General features: G+C 63.2%; 13 protein-coding genes and 2 riboswitches. Of the genes, 12 read left to right on the top strand and 1 reads right to left on the bottom strand.

Annotated features, from left to right (window positions below; genetic code table 11):
* Positions 1-57: 57 nt before the first annotated feature.
* The gene (locus tag ACTPOE_RS13950) at positions 58-993 is read right to left on the bottom strand and encodes a LysR family transcriptional regulator (protein WP_458872856.1); all 936 of its coding nucleotides are present in this window, start codon (positions 991-993) and stop codon (positions 58-60) included.
* 166 nt (positions 994-1,159) lie between these two features.
* Here ACTPOE_RS13950 and ACTPOE_RS13945 point away from each other — a divergent pair, with 166 nt between their 5' ends.
* From ACTPOE_RS13945 to ACTPOE_RS13890, 12 genes are all read left to right on the top strand, one after another.
* Positions 1,160-2,617 (top strand): NAD-dependent succinate-semialdehyde dehydrogenase, encoded by a 1,458-nt coding sequence (locus tag ACTPOE_RS13945; protein WP_458872855.1) that lies wholly within the window; start codon positions 1,160-1,162, stop codon positions 2,615-2,617.
* The gene (locus ACTPOE_RS13940) at positions 2,614-4,218 is read left to right on the top strand and encodes a GMC family oxidoreductase (RefSeq protein WP_458872854.1); all 1,605 of its coding nucleotides are present in this window, start codon (positions 2,614-2,616) and stop codon (positions 4,216-4,218) included. Before ACTPOE_RS13945 ends, ACTPOE_RS13940 begins: the two co-directional genes overlap by 4 nt.
* A 59-nt stretch (positions 4,219-4,277) precedes the next feature.
* Positions 4,278-5,486, top strand: a complete 1,209-nt coding sequence (locus ACTPOE_RS13935; RefSeq protein WP_458872853.1) for an ABC transporter substrate-binding protein — start codon at positions 4,278-4,280, stop codon at positions 5,484-5,486.
* Between the two features lie 79 nt (positions 5,487-5,565).
* Positions 5,566-6,480 (top strand): branched-chain amino acid ABC transporter permease, encoded by a 915-nt coding sequence (locus ACTPOE_RS13930; RefSeq protein ID WP_458872852.1) that lies wholly within the window; start codon positions 5,566-5,568, stop codon positions 6,478-6,480.
* Entirely contained in the window at positions 6,480-8,246 is a 1,767-nt protein-coding gene (locus tag ACTPOE_RS13925; RefSeq protein WP_458872851.1) for a branched-chain amino acid ABC transporter ATP-binding protein/permease, read from the top strand. The genes ACTPOE_RS13930 and ACTPOE_RS13925 overlap by 1 nt, the downstream gene beginning before the upstream one ends.
* Before the next feature lie 9 nt (positions 8,247-8,255).
* Positions 8,256-8,978 (top strand): ABC transporter ATP-binding protein, encoded by a 723-nt coding sequence (locus ACTPOE_RS13920; RefSeq protein ID WP_458872850.1) that lies wholly within the window; start codon positions 8,256-8,258, stop codon positions 8,976-8,978.
* A gap of 7 nt (positions 8,979-8,985) precedes the next feature.
* Positions 8,986-10,176, top strand: a complete 1,191-nt coding sequence (locus ACTPOE_RS13915) for a CaiB/BaiF CoA transferase family protein (protein ID WP_458872849.1) — start codon at positions 8,986-8,988, stop codon at positions 10,174-10,176.
* Positions 10,177-10,218: 42 nt separating this feature from the next.
* Positions 10,219-11,148, top strand: a complete 930-nt coding sequence (locus tag ACTPOE_RS13910; RefSeq protein ID WP_458872848.1) for a hydroxymethylglutaryl-CoA lyase — start codon at positions 10,219-10,221, stop codon at positions 11,146-11,148.
* A 78-nt stretch (positions 11,149-11,226) separates the two neighbouring features.
* Positions 11,227-11,323, top strand: a riboswitch (glycine riboswitch).
* Positions 11,324-11,335: 12 nt separating this feature from the next.
* A riboswitch (glycine riboswitch) is annotated at positions 11,336-11,440 on the top strand.
* A gap of 41 nt (positions 11,441-11,481) precedes the next feature.
* The gene (gene gcvT, locus ACTPOE_RS13905) at positions 11,482-12,564 is read left to right on the top strand and encodes a glycine cleavage system aminomethyltransferase GcvT (protein ID WP_458872847.1); all 1,083 of its coding nucleotides are present in this window, start codon (positions 11,482-11,484) and stop codon (positions 12,562-12,564) included.
* 58 nt (positions 12,565-12,622) lie between these two features.
* Entirely contained in the window at positions 12,623-12,994 is a 372-nt protein-coding gene (gcvH, locus tag ACTPOE_RS13900; RefSeq protein WP_458872846.1) for a glycine cleavage system protein GcvH, read from the top strand.
* A 54-nt stretch (positions 12,995-13,048) separates the two neighbouring features.
* Positions 13,049-15,928: an aminomethyl-transferring glycine dehydrogenase gene (gene gcvP / locus ACTPOE_RS13895; protein ID WP_458872845.1), complete on the top strand. Its 2,880-nt coding sequence runs from the start codon at positions 13,049-13,051 to the stop codon at positions 15,926-15,928.
* 214 nt (positions 15,929-16,142) lie between these two features.
* A partial coding sequence (locus ACTPOE_RS13890) for a MerR family transcriptional regulator (RefSeq protein ID WP_458872844.1) occupies positions 16,143-16,452 on the top strand: 310 nt, incomplete at its 3' end.

Here is a 16,452-nt window from a genome sequence, read left to right as displayed (position 1 = left end):
CCGGTTTCGACGTAGTGTGTAAAGGAATTTTCCGCTTGGCGGCGCCGAAGAAAGATTTCATGAGGATTGATCGTCGGTGCCGCCTTGCCCGATATCGGATACCCTGGCGTTGACCTGCAGGTGCTCCACGAACAGCCTGGCCGCCATGGGCAGGGAATCCAGCGAACGCACGCAAATGTTCAGTTTGCGTTTCGCCCAGGGTTCATGGATGGGAATCGTATGGATATTGAAGATCCGTGAATAGCGTTTGGCGAGCGTCGCCGGCAGCACGCCGATTCCAAGGCCCGAATCGATCATGAAGCACAGCGCGTCGAAGCCGGTGACCTGAACCCTGATCTTCATTTCCCGGTTGCGGCTGCTGGCGGCGTTGGCCACGATGTGATTGATCGCACTGCCGGTGTGCAGACCGATGAAGTCGTACTCGAGGGCGTCCGTGAAGCGAAAGCCGGGTTTCCCGATCAGAGGATGTCCTTTGGGCACGATCAGGCACAGGATGTCTTCCCGGTATGGCAGCACCTTGACATCGTGTTCCACATGGTGGGTGCCGGAAAACAGACCCACATCGGCGGCGTTTTCCAGCACGGACTTGATGACGGAAGAACTGATTTTTTCTTCGAGGTGCACCTGGATGTTGGGGTAGATCTCCAGGAATGTCTTGATGTCCTGGGGCAGGAACTGGGTGATGACCGAGATGTTCGCGTAGACGCGGACGAAGCCCCGCACGCCGCTTGCATACTCGTGCATCTGAATCGAAATTTCATCGAGTTCATGTAGTGCGCGCCGCGCCATGCTCAACAAGGCCATGCCCGCCATCGTAGGCTGGATGCCTTTGTTGGTTCGTTGCAGCAGGGGAGTCTTGAGGGTCTGCTCCAGCTCGCTGATGCGCTTGCTGATGGCGGCCGCGGCGATGTGTTCGCGTTCGGCGGCGGCGGCAATCGTGCCTTCTTCGAGGACGGCGACGAACAACCGTAGCGATGTGGGGCTCAGGTGCATAGGGGAACGGGTCGTTGGTGCGTCTGCTGTGTATTTGCCATCGCATTCCGCGATGGCGGCCTCATCAATGAATGCTTCGGGCGATCTGTGCCCGTTGATAGACTGATGCGAACTTGCCAGGCTTTGATGCCGGCCGCCTTACGGAAAGAAAGCAATGGAGACAAACATGCAAGCGCTAATGCGCAATGGCTCGCTTTTCAAGCAGCAAGCCTATATTAACGGCAAATGGTGCGATGCCGATTCGGGGCGTGTGCTCGAAGTCCGTAATCCCTATGACAATACCGTGCTGGGGATGATTCCCGACCTGGGCGCCGTCGAGACTGTCAGGGCCATCGAGGCCGCCGAGGCGGCCCAGAGGGCATGGGCGGCGAGGACCGGCAAGGAGCGTGGCGCGCTCCTTAGGAAATGGCAAGCGTTGATCGAGCAGAATGCGGAGGATCTGGCGCTGATCCTGACGCTTGAGCAGGGCAAGCCCTTGGCGGAAGCCCGCGGCGAACTGAACTATGCGCTGTCATTTGTCGAGTGGTTTTCCGAAGAGGCCAAGCGGATATATGGCGATGTGCTGCCACCGACTCGAGAAGATCAGCGCTTGATGGCGATCAAGCAGCCCGTGGGGGTCTGCGCGGCCATCATCGCATGGAATTTCCCCTCCGCGCTGGTGACGCGCAAGGTCGCTCCCGCCCTGGCCGCTGGCTGCTCCGTAGTGCTGAAGCCTTCCGAACTGACTCCTTACACCGCCTTGGCCCTGGTGGCCCTGGCCGAGCAGGCCGGGATTCCTCCCGGCGTGCTCAATGTGCTGACCGGTGCGCCGGCCGCTATCGGATGTGAACTCACGCGGCATTCCTCCGTCAGGAAGCTGACCTTCACGGGTTCGACCGATACCGGGCGCCTCTTGATGCAGCAAAGCGCCTCCAATATCAAGAAGCTGTCTCTGGAGCTGGGCGGCAATGCGCCATTCATCGTTTTTGAGGATGCCGACCTGGATCGCGCGGTGGATGGGCTGATGGCCTCGAAATTCCGGAATGCGGGGCAGACCTGCGTTTGCGCGAATCGGGTCTATCTGCAGGACGGCATCGCCGATGCGTTCACGGACAAGCTGACTGCCAGGGTAAGGGCGATGAGGCTGGGTAATGGTCTCGAAGAAGGCGTGGATCTTGGCCCCCTGATTGATCAGCGCGCCGTGAAAAAAGTCTCCGGGCTGGTTGAGGACGCGGTCGCCAAGGGCGCCGTGCTGCGGGCGGGCGGCAAGCTGTCGGCCGCAGGTGGGCTGCTCTATGAACCCACTGTGCTGCAGGGTGTGACGCAGGACATGCGCATTGCGCATGAAGAGATCTTCGGGCCGGTCGTGGCGCTGGCTACGTTCAGCACCGAGTCGCAGGTCCTGGCGCTGGCCAATGATTGTGAATCCGGCCTGGCGGCATATTTCTACACAGATGACCGCTTGCGGATTCAGCGGATGCTGGAAAAACTGGAATACGGGATCGTAGGAGTCAACACTGGCGTGGTATCCAACGAGGTGGGCCCCTTCGGCGGCGTCAAGTCCTCGGGCCTGGGCCGCGAGGGCTCGAAGTACGGCATCGAGGAGTTCCTCGAGATCAAGTATGTTTGCATGGCGGCGGCATGAGCACCGAATCTTTCGACTACGTCATCGTGGGCGCGGGAGCCGCCGGAGCCATCCTGGCCAATCGCCTGAGCGCCGATGGTTCCACGGTCTGCTTGCTGGAGGCCGGTCCGTCCGACTGGCATCCTTTCCTGCATATCCCGGCCGGATTCATCAAAGTCGTGTTCAACCCCGTGTATGCGTGGCAGTTCACGACGGAACCGACTGAACTTACCGCCGGCCGCCGCATTCCCATTCCCCAGGGGCGTGTCCTGGGTGGCTCGTCCTCGATCAACGGCCTGGTCTACAACCGGGGTCAGCAGAGTGATTACGATCGTTGGGCCGAACTGGGCAATCCGGGGTGGGCGTTTCGCGACGTGCTGCCTTATTTCAAGTCCATGGAGCGTCGCAGCGGCGGCAGCGACGAGTATCGGGGCCGTTCAGGAGAACTGCCCGTCAGTGACATCGACTGGATTCACCCCTTGTGCGAGGCGTTCATTCAGGGCGCGGCCCAGCAGGGGTTGCCGCTCACGGCGGATTATAACGGCGCGTCCCAGGAGGGCGTCGGGTATTTCCAGCGAACGATCGATCGAGGCTGGCGCATGAGTACGGCGCATTGCTTCCTGCGTCCGGCGCGGCGCCGCGGCAACCTGACGGTCAAGACGTCCGCCCAGGCCGCCAGGATCATCATTGAAGACCGCAAGGCACGCGGGGTTCAATACAACCATCCATCGGGTGGCCCGGTCCGCACGGTGCTGGCGGCCAAAAGTGTGATCGTGGCCTGTGGCGCCATCAATACGCCCAAGCTGCTGATGCTGTCGGGCCTCGGGCCGGCGGAGCATCTGCGGGAAACCGGCGTGCCGGTGGTGCATGATCTCGCGGGGGTGGGCCAAAACCTCAGCGACCATTATTCGGTGCGGCTGGTAGCAAGGGTCAAGGGATGCGAAACCTTGAACGAGCTGTCGCGCGGCTTGCGGCTGGGTCGGGAGATCTTCAACTGGGTGGTGAAGAAGCCCAGCATCATGGCGCTCAGTCCCTCGCTGGTTCACTGGTTCTGGAAATCCGAGCCCGGGCTGGACAAGGCCGATCTGCAGGGCGTGTTCACCCCGGCCAGCTACAAGGAAGGTTATGTGGGCCGGCTGGATGATTATCCGGGCATGACGGTGGGGGTCTGGCAGCATCGGCCGCGCAGTCGCGGGTACGTGCGCCTGCAGTCCTCGGACGCCGCCGCCGCGCCGCTGGTTCAGCCCAATTACCTGTCCGATCCGGATGACCAGCGCGTGCTGATCAACGGCGTGCGCCTCGCGCGGAACCTGTTGCGGTCGAAAGCGTTGGAGCCTTATTTCGATGGCGAGACCCTGCCCGGTGATCTGTGCCGTTCCGAGGACGAACTGCTCGATTTCGTGCGCGGCGTCGGCGTGTCTTCCTATCACCTCAATGGCACGGCACGCATGGGTCCGGCAAGCGATCCGATGGCGGTGGTCGACGCCAGGTTGAGGGTCCATGGCGTGGATCACCTTCGCGTGGCGGATTCGTCTGTCATCCCTTCGATTCCCTCGGCCAATATCTGCGCAGCCACCATGATGATCGCCAACAAGGCGGCTGACATGATCCTGGATGATTAGGCCCGGCAGTTTGCCTGGTATTGCCCCCGATTTTCACCAAGTCAAATACTGGAGACAACATGGTTGAATCTATATGCAAGACCCCTTTTATTTCCAAACTGCTGCTCGGGCTAGCCCTGGCGGGTACCGCGGCGCTGTCCCAGGCGGATACGATCAAGATCGGCTTGAACAGCGATCTGTCCGCGACCGGTTCCGCTGATTTCGGCATCTCGGCCAGGGCGGGCGCGTCTGAGGCCATCCGTGAAATCAACGCCGCTGGCGGTGTGCTGGGCCAGCAACTGGAACTGGTCACTCGCGATGACGTCGGCTCGCCGCCCAAGGCGATCCAGAACACCAACGAACTGATCAACAATATCGGTGTCAAGGCGATGCTGGGCGGGGTGAATTCCGGCAACATGCTTGCCTGGCTCCATCTGGTGCAGGACAAGAAGATTCCGACGATCTCGCCGGTGGCGACCGCGACCGACATCACTGCGCGCTACGCCAAGGCGCCCCGGAACTATATCTTTCGCGTTTCCATGCGCGACAAGGACCAGTTGACCCTATTGACCGCCTATGCGGCCAAGGCAAGCTCCGGGGGCAAGATCGCCATCATCGCCGATACCACCGGGTATGGCCAGCAGGGCACCAAGGATGCGGTCGAACTGCTGGCCTTGCATGGCATCAAGCCCGTGGCTGTCGAAAAATTCGGCCCGGCCGATACCGACATGACTTCACAGCTCAACAAGATCCGCAGCGCGGGTGCCGATGTGCTGATCGTGTATGCCCTGGCCGATGCCAATGCCCACGTCATGCGCAGTCTCGAAAAGGTCGATTACTGGCCGACGACGCTCGCCTCGTGGGCCAATCTGAGCTCTCCCTTCGTGCGCATCGCAGGTCCTGATTTGGCCAAGAAGATGATCTTCACGGCATCGATCACCGAAGATTCCTCGGCGCAGTCCAAGGCCCTGTACGAGACGTTGCTGAAGGCCAATGACGGGCGCCTGCCCACCTATGTGATGGCTGCGCATGCCTATGATTCGGTCAAGCTGCTGGCGGCCGCCATGGAGCAGGCCCGGTCCACGGATGGCGAAAAGGTTCAGCAGGCGCTCGAGAACCTGAATACGGTCAAAGGTGTGATCAAGGATTATGACCATCCCTTCACGCACGAAAATCACGAAGCGCTGTCGTACAAGGATTTCCGCCTGGTGCGCTGGCAGGACGGGACCGTCGTGTCGGTCGACGACAAGGTCACCCAGTCCCTGACGGCGGCCGATCTCAAGCAGTAAGCGCCGCTACTGCGACGTTCGCTACGGTTGGCGGCATCCTTCTGGGGCCGCCGCCGTGCTTCCCTTTCGAGTGCATATTATGGAAATCCTGCAAGCCATCTTCAGTGGTCTGGCCGTAGGCAGTGTCTATGCCTTGATCGCTTTCGGGTTCAGCATCACCTATACCACCACGAAGACCTTCAATTTCGGTCAAGGCGCGTTCCTCGCCATTGCGGGTCTGATCGGCGTCAACGCTGTCCTGCTTTACAGTCAGGGGCGGTTGACAGGCCTGCCGGCGATCACGGACATGAGTTGGGGCGCGTTCCTGTTCGCCTTGGCGGTCAGCATCGCCGTGCTGTCCGTGCTGGGCTATCTGCTCTATATCACGGCGATCCAGCATTTCGTGGGTGAACATGGCTTGTCGTGGGTGATGAGCACGATCGGCTTCGGCATCCTGGTTCAGAACATCGCATTGATGATTTGGGGGCCCGCGCCCATCGCCTTGGGTTCGCCGCTGGGCGACGGCGTGATCTCCATCCTCGGCGCCGGCATGCGGCCGCAAGAAATTTTCGTCTTCTGCGTCACGCTGGTTCTCATGGTGGTGTTCGACTGGGCGCTGCATGCCACGAAATTCGGCAAGGCCGTCCGTGCTGTGGCCTTCAGCAAATCCACGGCCAGCCTGATGGGCATCAATGCCAATGCAGTCGCCATTGGTGTGTTCGTGCTGAGTTCGGTCTTGGCGGCGATTGCCGGCGTCATGATCGCGCCGATCGCGACGGCATCCGTCTTCGTGGGCTCGCTGCTTGCGCTCAAGGCGTTTTCCGCGGCGATTCTGGGTGGTCTGGAAAATCCTCGCGGATGTATTTTCGGCGGTTTCCTGATCGGTTTGATGGAATCGACGATCGGTCTCTTCTATTCGAACTTGCGCGAGATCGCCGTCTTCGCCGTGATCATCGTCGTGCTGTATTTCCGTCCCGCAGGGCTCCTGGGCAAAGTGCAGGTGGAGAAAGTCTGATGGTCAAGAAAATCTTGCTACCGCTGTGCATTGCGGCGCTGGTTATCGGTCTTGCATATTCCGGGTTGAATGATTTTTATCTGCTGATCATTTTCAATATCGGTGTCTATCACATCGCCGCGACGGGATTCAATATTCTGGTGGGGCAGGCGGGCCAGAAATCCCTGGGTCATGCCGGCCTGTTTGGCGTGGGCGCCTACACCGTTGCCCTTCTGACGGTGGAATATCAGGTCGATCCGTGGCTGTCCTTGGTAGCCGCCATCGTGGTCTCCGCCGTGTTCGGGGTCGTCGTGGCCATCCCGGCCTTGAAGGTGCAAGGCCCGAGCCTGGCCATGGTGACGATAGCCTTCGGCTTGCTGATTGAAAAGATCGTTGCTGAATGGACGGATGTCTTCAAGGGCCAGCAGGGCTTCTATGGGATCGGCGCGCCGATGATCGGCGGCACGCCGCTCGACAGCCGGCAATGGGTGGTGGTCGTCGTCGTGCTGGGCCTGGTGTTGTATGCCATGACGTCGAGTTTGCTCAAGAGCCGTTTCGGGCGGGCGTTTTCCGCTGTCCGGACCTCGGAAATCGCAGCGCAGAGCGTCGGCATCAGCGTCCTGCGTTTCAAGACGCTCGCTTTCGTGATCAGCGCGGTCACATGCGGTCTGGCGGGCGCGCTGGTTGCGCAGCAGAATCAGTACATCAACTCCGATTTCGTGAATTTCAATCTCTCGGTCTTTCTTCTGGTGCTGGTGCTGTTCGGTGGCCGGACGCCGGCTGGCGCTTTCATGGGCTCCGTGGTGCTGGCGCTGATCGACGCATTTCTGGCTCGCTGGCCCGAAGTGCAGCACTTCGCTTACGGTGGAATTCTGCTCTTTGCCCTTTATTTCATGCCTGACGGCATCGCTGGCGTCGTGGATGCGTTCAAGCGTCGGCGAGGGCTGGTTGCCCTGGAAGATGCGGGCGATATCGATCCGGATGCCTGGTCGCGTGCTAGCCGAGCCGGTGAGGCTGCGTCCGCCGGTCCCTTGCTGGAAGTCACTGACCTGTACAAGGCATATGGCGGCGTCGTGCCTACCAACAAGGTGTCTTTTGCATTGCGGCGGGGGACGATCACCTCTCTGATCGGACCCAACGGTGCGGGCAAGACCACGACGTTGAACCTTCTGTCGGGTCTGGTGCCTGTCGATGCCGGGCGCATCGTGTTTCTGGGCCGGGACATCACGGCCTTGCCGGCCGATCGTATCGCGGCGCTGGGCCTGGGGCGCACCTTTCAGAACCTCAAGCTCTTCCATGGGCTGAGCGCGCTCGAGAACGTGATGGTGGGGCTGTACCGAGTTCAGAAATCCGGGTTCCTTGCGAATCTTCTGAATCTGCCCAGCCGCTGGCGCGAAGAAAGCGCCATCCGGAAGCGTGCGTACTCGATCCTGAAATTCTGCGAATTGGAGCGGTACGCGCACGAAGAGGCCAACAGCCTGCCCTATGGCTTGCAGCGCAGGCTGGAAATCGCCCGTGCGGTGGCTACCATGCCCGAGGTGCTGTTGCTCGATGAACCGGCGGCGGGCCTGAATCCCAGCGAGACCGATGAGCTCACTCATCTGATCGTCAAGCTCAAGGAGCGCGGCCTCACCATTCTGCTGATCGAACACCATATGGACCTGGTGATGGCGATCTCGGATCATATCGTCGCATTGGACTACGGCACCAAGATCGCCGCTGGCGCGCCCGAGCAGATCCAGCGCGATCCCAAGGTGATCGAGGCCTATCTTGGCGCGCCCGCATAGGAGTCGACAATGAACCATTTGCTGGAAATCAAGGATCTCTCCGTCAATTACGGCGCCGTTCATGCACTCAAGGGGGTGTCGCTGCATGTGGATCTCCACGAAGTCGTCACGCTGATCGGCGGCAATGGCGCCGGCAAGAGTACATTGATGCGGGCTTTGTCCGGGATCGTGCCGTCGGCGGGCGTCATCCATTTCGAGGGCGTCGACATGCGTCCAGTCAGCGCGCATCGACGCGTGGAAAGAGGCATTGCGCATGTGCCCGAAGGCCGTCAGGTATTTCCCGATCAGAGCGTGCACGACAACCTGATGCTGGGCGCTTATCTGCGCAAGGAAAGCGCGCAGCAGCTTTCCAGTGAGATCGACCGGTATTTTCAGATGTTTCCGCGTTTGGGCGAGCGCCGCCATCAGGCGGCGGGCACGCTGTCGGGCGGTGAACAGCAGATGCTGGCCATCTGCCGGGCATTGATGAGCCGTCCCAAACTGCTGATGCTCGATGAGCCCTCCCTCGGACTGGCGCCGCTGATTGTCGCGGAGGTATTCAAGATCATCAAATCCTTGCGCGATGAGGGCATGACGATCCTGCTGGTGGAGCAGATGGCCAATCAGGCCCTGGCGATTTCCGATCGTGCCTATGTGCTCGAAGTGGGATCGATCGTCATGGAGGGGAGCGGCCAGGAACTGTTGCGCAGCGACAAGGTCCGTGAAGCGTATTTGGGTAAACAGAAGCAGTGAGCCATTCATGTCCAAGCCATTAGAAGGGATTCGCATCGTCGAGATGGGTCAGTTGATCGCGGGTCCGTTCGCGACCAAGATGCTGGCCGAATTCGGTGCCGAAGTGATCAAGATTGAACCGCCTGTCAAGGGAGACCCGCTGCGCAAATGGCGCTTGTTGCACCAGGGCACTTCGGTGTGGTGGGAAGTACAGTCACGCAACAAGAAGTCCGTCACCCTGGATTTGCGTCAGGCCGAAGCGCAGGATGTGGTGCGCCGTCTCGTGTCCGATGCCGATGTGGTCGTCGAGAATTTCAAGCCGGGCACGCTCGAACGCTGGGGGCTGGGCTGGGAGGACCTGCGCAAAGTCAATCCTCGCCTCGTGATGCTGCGCGTATCGGGGTACGGGCAGACCGGGCCATACCGCGATCTGCCGGGGTTCGGCGCGATCGGGGAAGCGATGGGGGGGTTGCGGCATCTCAGCGGGGAACCTGGCCGTACGCCCGTTCGCGTCGGGATTTCGATCGGCGATTCGTTGTCGGCCCTGCATGGCGTGATTGGCGTGCTGCTTGCCTTGCGTGCGCGGGATTTGCCCGGTGGTACCGGCCAGATGATCGATGTGGCGTTGTACGAGTCCGTCTTCAACATGATGGAAAGCCTGTTGCCGGAATATTCGGCCTTCAATGTGGTCCGGCAGCCTTCGGGCAGCAGCCTGCCGGGGATCGCCCCGAGCAATGCCTATCTGTGCGGCGATGGCCGATACGTGCTGATCGCCGGGAACGGCGACAGCATCTTCAAGCGTCTGATGCAGACCATCGAGCGCGAGGATCTTGCGACCGATCCGGAACTGGAAGGCAATGACGGGCGTGTGCGCAACGTCGATCGGATCGACGCCGCTATTTCAGAATGGACTGCCCGGTTGCCGCGGGACGAAGTCATCAGCCGGCTCAACGCCAGCCAGATACCGGTAGGAAGGATCTACGACATTGGCGATATCGCCGATGATCCTCATTATCAGGCACGGCAGATGATTCTGGATGCCGATCTGCCCGACGGCACGCCCATCCAGGTGCCGGGCATCGTGCCCAAGCTCAGCGGCACGCCGGGTGAAATCCGCAGCCGGGCGCCGGCCCTGGGCGAGCACACCGCGGAAGTGCTCGGGGCGCTCGGCGTGGATGAGGATACGTTGGCCGATTGGCGTGCGCGCGGGCTTGTCTGAGGCGCATGCGATATTTGAAAAGGATAGAGGGATCGAATCGATATGCGAAAGAGCGGCAAACGACTGTATGTCCAGGAGGTCGCCCCGCGCGACGGCTTTCAGAACGAAAAGCAGTTCATCGCGACCGACGATAAAGTGGCGTTCATCGATCGTCTGTCGGACTGTGGTTACGCCAAGATCGAGGTGACTTCCTTTACATCTCCCAAGGCGATCCCCGCCCTGCGGGATGCGGAGGAAGTGATGGGCCGGATACGGCGCAATCCCGATGTGATCTATACGGTGCTGGTGCCCAATGTGCGTGGGGCCGAGCGTGCGGCGGCCTGCGATGTGGACGAGGTGAATCTGGTCATGTCCGTCAGCGAAACGCACAATCGCGCCAATATGCGTATGACGCGTGAGCAGTCCTTTGCCCAACTCAGCGAGGTCATTCGGGTGCTGCGCGGTACCCGTACGCGTATCAATGTCTCTCTGTCCACATCATTTGGCTGTCCCATGGAAGGCGATATCGACGAGGCGTTCATGTTCGATCTGATGGATCGCTTCGTTCAGCAAGGCGTTGCGAGCTTGACGCTATGTGATACTACCGGCATGGCCTATCCCACGCAGGTTGGCTCGATCGCGGCGCGAGTACGGCGGCGATTCGGCAGCCTCGAACTGGTGATGCATTTCCACAATACGCGAGGGATGGCGCTGGCCAATACGATGGCCTCGCTGGAGGCCGGGATTGATCGTTACGACGCATCGCTGGGTGGCCTGGGCGGCTGCCCTTACGCGCCCGGGGCCAGTGGAAACGCATGCACCGAGGAACTGGTGCACATGCTCGACCTCATGGGCTACGACACGGGCATCGACATGGAAGGGATCCTGGGTGCGGGCGCGCTGCTCCCGGGTCTCGTGGGGCATGATGTGCCCAGTCAGATCTTGAAGGCGGGGCTGCGTTCCAAGCGGCATCCCGCGCCGACCTGCCAGTAGGGTGGCCGGGGACGATTGCCGGGTTCCCCCGATTGTTTCGAGCCCCCGTTTCAGAGTATGCTTCACCCTTGCTGTCACCCGATGCGGGTGGGAGAGCGCCGCCTTGCGCATCGGGCGGCCGCCGAAGGCGCAATTCGCCCGGAATCGCTCAGGCACCCCGTACCATTCGCATGATGCCGTCATCGCATCGCAGCATTCTGGAGAGACCCGCCCCCTGATCCGGGCGCGGGCGCCGAAGGTGAACCCCCTGCAGTGCGGGGCAACTCTCAGGCAAAAGGACAGAAGGGCGCTGCCGGCATTTCACGCCGCCCTTTTTTCTCGTCCGGAGTTTCCATGCCCGCGCAAACCCCCCTGTACGAAACCCACGTCGCCCTGGGCGCCAAGATCGTCGATTTCGGCGGCTGGGACATGCCCCTGGCCTACGGCTCCCAGCTCGAAGAACACCACGCCGTGCGCCGCGCCGCCGGCATGTTCGACGTGTCCCACATGCTCAACGTCGATGTGACCGGCGAACGCGCCCAGGACTTCCTGCGCCACCTGCTGGCCAACGACGTGGCGCGCATCGCCGGCCAGCCGGGCAAGGCCCTGTACTCCTGCATGCTGCGCCCCGACGGCGGGGTGATCGATGACCTGATCGTCTATTTCTTCGCCCCGGAACGCTGGCGCGTGGTCGTCAACGCCGGCACGGCGGACAAGGACGTCGCCTGGATGCGGGAACAGGCCGCCGCCTGCGGCGTGACCATCACCCCCCGGCGCGATCTGGCCATGGTGGCCATCCAGGGCCCCGCCGCCCGCGAGGCCGTCTGGTCCGTGCATCCCGACTGGAAGCCCGCCACCCAGGATCTCAAGCCTTTCACCGGCACGATGATCGACGAGAACACGCTGGTGGCACGTACCGGCTACACCGGCGAGGACGGCTTCGAGATCGTCCTGTCCGCCACCGCCGTCAAGGTTTTCTGGGACGCCCTGGCGCGGGCCGGCGTGCGGCCTTGCGGTCTGGGCGCGCGCGACACCCTGCGCCTGGAGGCCGGCATGAACCTCTACGGCCAGGACATGGACGAGACCGTCCATCCCCTGGAGTCCGGCCTGGCCTGGACCGTCTCCATGAAGGACGAGTCCCGCGATTTCATCGGCCGCGCCGCCCTGGCATCCGCCTCGAAAGCTCGCGAGCTGGTCGGTCTGAAGCTGCTCGACCGCGGCATCATGCGCGGCCACATGAAGGTCCGCACCGCCCAGGGCGAAGGCGAGCTCACCAGCGGCTCCATGGCGCCCACGCTGGGTTTTTCCATCGGCCTGGCCCGCGTGCCGGCCGGCTCGGCGCCGGGCGACCGGGCCGAGGTCGAGATCCGCGGCAAGTGGCTGCCCGCCGAAATCGTGCGCCCGCCCTTCGTGCGCAACGGCAAGGCCATGGTCTGACCGCGCCCGCGATTCCTTTCCCTTCTTCCATTCTCCACCACTGACAACGGGGTACATCATGTCCATTCCCAACGACCGCAAGTACACGGCCTCCCACGAATGGGTCAAGGCCGACGGCGACTGCTTCCTGGTCGGCATCACCGACGACGCCCAGGACCAGCTCGGCGATCTGGTTTTCGTCGGCGACGTCCAGGTCGGCGCGCATCTGGCCGCAGGCGACACCGCCGCCGTGGTCGAGTCCGTCAAGGCCGCCTCCGACATCTACGCGCCGGTGGCCGGCGAGATCGTCGCCTTCAACGAGGCCCTGAACGACCAGCCCGCCCTGATCAACGAAGCCGCCTACGAGCAGTGGATCTTCAAGATCAAGCCCGACAACGCCGCCGATCTCGATGGCCTGCTGGACGCCGCCGCCTACGAGGCTCAGACCTGATCCGCGGCGCGCCCTTCATTCCCTGATTCACTCGGTTTCACCCCGGAGATCCCCATGCTGCGCGATTCCGCCACGCATTCCGAATTCATCGCCCGCCACATCGGGCCGTCCGAAGCCGACCAGCGCGCCATGCTGGCGGCCATCGGCACCTCCAGCCTGGACGCCTTGATCCGCGAGGTCGTGCCGGAAAACATCCTGTCCGAAGCCCCGTACCTGGACCTGCCCGGTCCTTTGGGCGAGGTGGAAGCGCTGGCGGACCTCAAGACCATCGCCGGCCGCAACCAGGCCCTGCGCAGCTACATCGGCCAGGGCTACTATGGCACCTATGTGCCGCACGTGATCCTGCGCAACATCCTGGAAAACCCCGCCTGGTACACCGCGTACACGCCGTACCAGCCGGAGATCTCCCAGGGCCGCCTGGAAGCCCTGCTGATCTTCCAGACCATGATCGCCGATCTCACGGGGCTGGACATCGCCAACTCGTCGCTGCTGGACGAGGCCACGGCCGCGGCCGAGGCCATGACCCTGGCGCGCCGCGTCTCGCGCGTCAAGTCCGACCGTTTCTTCGTATCCGTTCACGTCCATCCCCAGACGCTGGAAGTCCTGCGCACGCGTGCGGCCGGGGTGGGCATCGAACTGGTGGTCGGCGACGAGGCCGACGGCCTGCCCGACTGCTACGGCGTGCTGCTGCAGTATCCGCACAGCCTGGGCGGCGTGGCCGACTACCGTGCCCTGACCGAGCAGGCCCATGCCGCTGGCGCCATCGTCGCCGTGGCCACGGACCTGCTGGCCCTGGCGCTGCTGGCGCCTCCCGGCGAATGGGGTGCCGACATCGCGGTGGGCTCGGCCCAGCGCTTCGGCGTGCCCATGGGCTACGGTGGCCCGCACGCCGGCTTCATGGCTTGCAAGGACGCCTACAAGCGCAACCTGCCCGGCCGTCTGGTGGGCGTATCCCAGGACGCGCGCGGCGAGCCGGCCCTGCGCCTGGCGCTGCAGACTCGCGAACAGCACATCCGCCGGGAAAAGGCCACATCCAACATCTGCACCGCGCAGGTGCTGCTGGCCGTGATGGCCGCCATGTACGCCGTGTGGCATGGTCCCCAGGGCATCGCCCGCATCGCCCGGCGCGTGGCCTCGCACACCGGCCAGCTGGCCGGCGCCTTGCGCGCCATGGGCCTGAAGGTCCGCAACGACACCTTCTTCGACACGCTGCACCTGGAAACCGGTGTTCGCACCCAGGCGGTGCTGGACGCGGCGGTGGACGGAGGCATGAACCTGCGCCGCGTGGACGACACCCACGTCGCCCTGTCGCTGGACGAGACCGTCGGCGTCCAGGACATCGAGATCCTGGTCGGCGCGCTGGCGGCCGGCATGGGCGTGACGCGCATCGCGCCCGATTTCTCGGCCGGGATCGACGGCATCCCGGCGGCCCTGCGCCGCCAAGGCGCCATCCTGGCGCATCCGGCCTTCTCGCGCGTGAAATCCGAGACCGACATGCTGCGCTACCTGCGCGTCCTGGCCGACAAGGATCTGGCCCTGGACCGCACCATGATCCCGCTGGGCTCCTGCACCATGAAGCTCAACGCCACGGCGGAAATGATCCCGGTGACCTGGCCCGAATTCAGCCACATGCATCCGTTCGCCCCGGCCGGCCAGGCGCAGGGCTACCAGGAAATGATCGAGCGCCTGTGCGCCGCGCTGTGCGAGATCACCGGCTACGATCGCGTCAGCCTGCAGCCCAATTCCGGCGCCCAGGGCGAATATGCCGGCCTGCTGGCGATCCGCGGCTATCATCAGGCCAACGGCGAGCACCAGCGCAACGTCTGCCTGATCCCGGCCTCGGCCCACGGCACCAACCCGGCTTCGGCCCACCTGGCGGGCATGGAGGTGGTGGTCGTGGCCTCGGATGCCAATGGCAATATCGACATGACCGACCTGCGCGCCCGCATCGCGCAGGTCGGCGACCGGCTGGCCGCGCTGATGATCACCTATCCGTCCACGCACGGCGTGTTCGAGACCACGGTCACCGAGATCTGCGACCTGATCCACGAGGCCGGCGGCCAGGTTTACCTGGACGGCGCCAACATGAACGCCATGGTGGGCGTCGCCCAGCCGGGCCGCTTCGGCTCGGACGTGTCGCACCTGAACTTGCACAAGACCTTCTGCATCCCGCACGGCGGCGGCGGCCCGGGTGTCGGTCCGGTGGCGGTACGCGCGCATCTGGCCCCGTACCTGCCCGGCGTGGTGGGCGAGGACGGCCGCCTGCCGGCGGGCCAGTCCGGTCCGGTGTCGGCCGCGCCCTACGGCTCGGCCAGCATCCTGCCGATCTCGACCCTGTACATCATGATGATGGGGGCCGAAGGCCTGCGCCGCGCCACCCAGGTGGCCATCCTCAACGCCAACTACCTGGCCGCGCGCCTGGCGCCGCACTATCCGATCCTGTACGCCGGGGCCAATGGCCGGGTGGCGCACGAGTGCATCCTGGACATCCGCCCGATCAAGGACGCCAGCGGCATCGGCGCCGAGGATATCGCCAAGCGGCTGATGGACTATGGCTTCCACGCTCCCACCATGAGCTTCCCGGTGGCCGGCACGCTGATGGTCGAGCCGACCGAGTCCGAAGGCCTGGACGAGCTGGACCGCTTCGTGGATGCGATGGTCGCCATCCGCCAGGAAATCGCCGCCGTCGAACGCGGCGAGCATCCGGCCGACGACAATCCGCTGGTCAACGCCCCGCATCCGGCCGCCACGCTGCTGGTCCAGGACTGGACGCATCCGTACACCCGCGAGCAGGCGGCCTTCCCGCTGCCCGGCATGGCGGCGCGCAAGTACTGGCCGCCGGTCGCGCGGGTGGACAACGCCTGGGGCGACCGCAACCTCAGCTGCGCCTGCCCGCCGGTGGAATCCTACGCCGCCGAGCCCGTCACGGCCTGACCTCCGTTCCCGGCCCGGCGTCTGACGAGACCCGGGCCAACCGCCTGCCCCACCCGGCGAGTTCCGTATTGCACGGACCGCCGGGTTTTTTTGTCTCGCCCTGTGTCAGCGCGGCAATCGGCATAGGGCGATGGGACCATCGCCGATCCGGGGCTAGATGTTTTCGATGTACAGTGCTTGACTTAGAGTGCACTCTAACTTCTAGGATCTACCCATGGAATCTCATCTGACCATTGATGAAGTCGCCAAGCGCACGGGCCTGACGGCCCACACCTTGCGCTACTACGAACGTGTCGGACTGATCGCACCGATCGGCCGCGCGTCTGGAGGACAGCGGCGCTATGTGGCATCGGACATGGCCTGGATCGAATTCCTGCTGCGGTTGCGGACGACGCACATGCCCATCGGCAAGATGCAGGCGTTCGCAAAACTACGTGGCGTTGGGGGCGCGACGGTGCCGGATCGTCGCCGGATGCTGGAAGAGCACTTGACGGAGGTTCTTTCGGAAATCGAGGTGATGCGCC

The organism is Castellaniella sp. WN (assembly GCF_054457555.1).
The sequence above is the reverse complement of the archived record's forward strand: the minus strand, read 5'-3'. Positions and strand labels throughout refer to the sequence as shown.

Bases quoted from the DNA above. Each gene is read 5' to 3' on its own strand.
- ACTPOE_RS13950 (WP_458872856.1), bottom strand. From the start codon at position 993: ATGCACCTGAGCCCCACATCGCTACGGTTGTTCGTCGCCGTCCTCGAA.
- ACTPOE_RS13945 (WP_458872855.1), top strand. From the start codon at position 1,160: ATGCAAGCGCTAATGCGCAATGGCTCGCTTTTCAAGCAGCAAGCCTAT.
- ACTPOE_RS13940 (WP_458872854.1), top strand. From the start codon at position 2,614: ATGAGCACCGAATCTTTCGACTACGTCATCGTGGGCGCGGGAGCCGCC.
- ACTPOE_RS13935 (WP_458872853.1), top strand. From the start codon at position 4,278: ATGGTTGAATCTATATGCAAGACCCCTTTTATTTCCAAACTGCTGCTC.
- ACTPOE_RS13930 (WP_458872852.1), top strand. From the start codon at position 5,566: ATGGAAATCCTGCAAGCCATCTTCAGTGGTCTGGCCGTAGGCAGTGTC.
- ACTPOE_RS13925 (WP_458872851.1), top strand. From the start codon at position 6,480: ATGGTCAAGAAAATCTTGCTACCGCTGTGCATTGCGGCGCTGGTTATC.
- ACTPOE_RS13920 (WP_458872850.1), top strand. From the start codon at position 8,256: ATGAACCATTTGCTGGAAATCAAGGATCTCTCCGTCAATTACGGCGCC.
- ACTPOE_RS13915 (WP_458872849.1), top strand. From the start codon at position 8,986: ATGTCCAAGCCATTAGAAGGGATTCGCATCGTCGAGATGGGTCAGTTG.
- ACTPOE_RS13910 (WP_458872848.1), top strand. From the start codon at position 10,219: ATGCGAAAGAGCGGCAAACGACTGTATGTCCAGGAGGTCGCCCCGCGC.
- gcvT (WP_458872847.1), top strand. From the start codon at position 11,482: ATGCCCGCGCAAACCCCCCTGTACGAAACCCACGTCGCCCTGGGCGCC.
- gcvH (WP_458872846.1), top strand. From the start codon at position 12,623: ATGTCCATTCCCAACGACCGCAAGTACACGGCCTCCCACGAATGGGTC.
- gcvP (WP_458872845.1), top strand. From the start codon at position 13,049: ATGCTGCGCGATTCCGCCACGCATTCCGAATTCATCGCCCGCCACATC.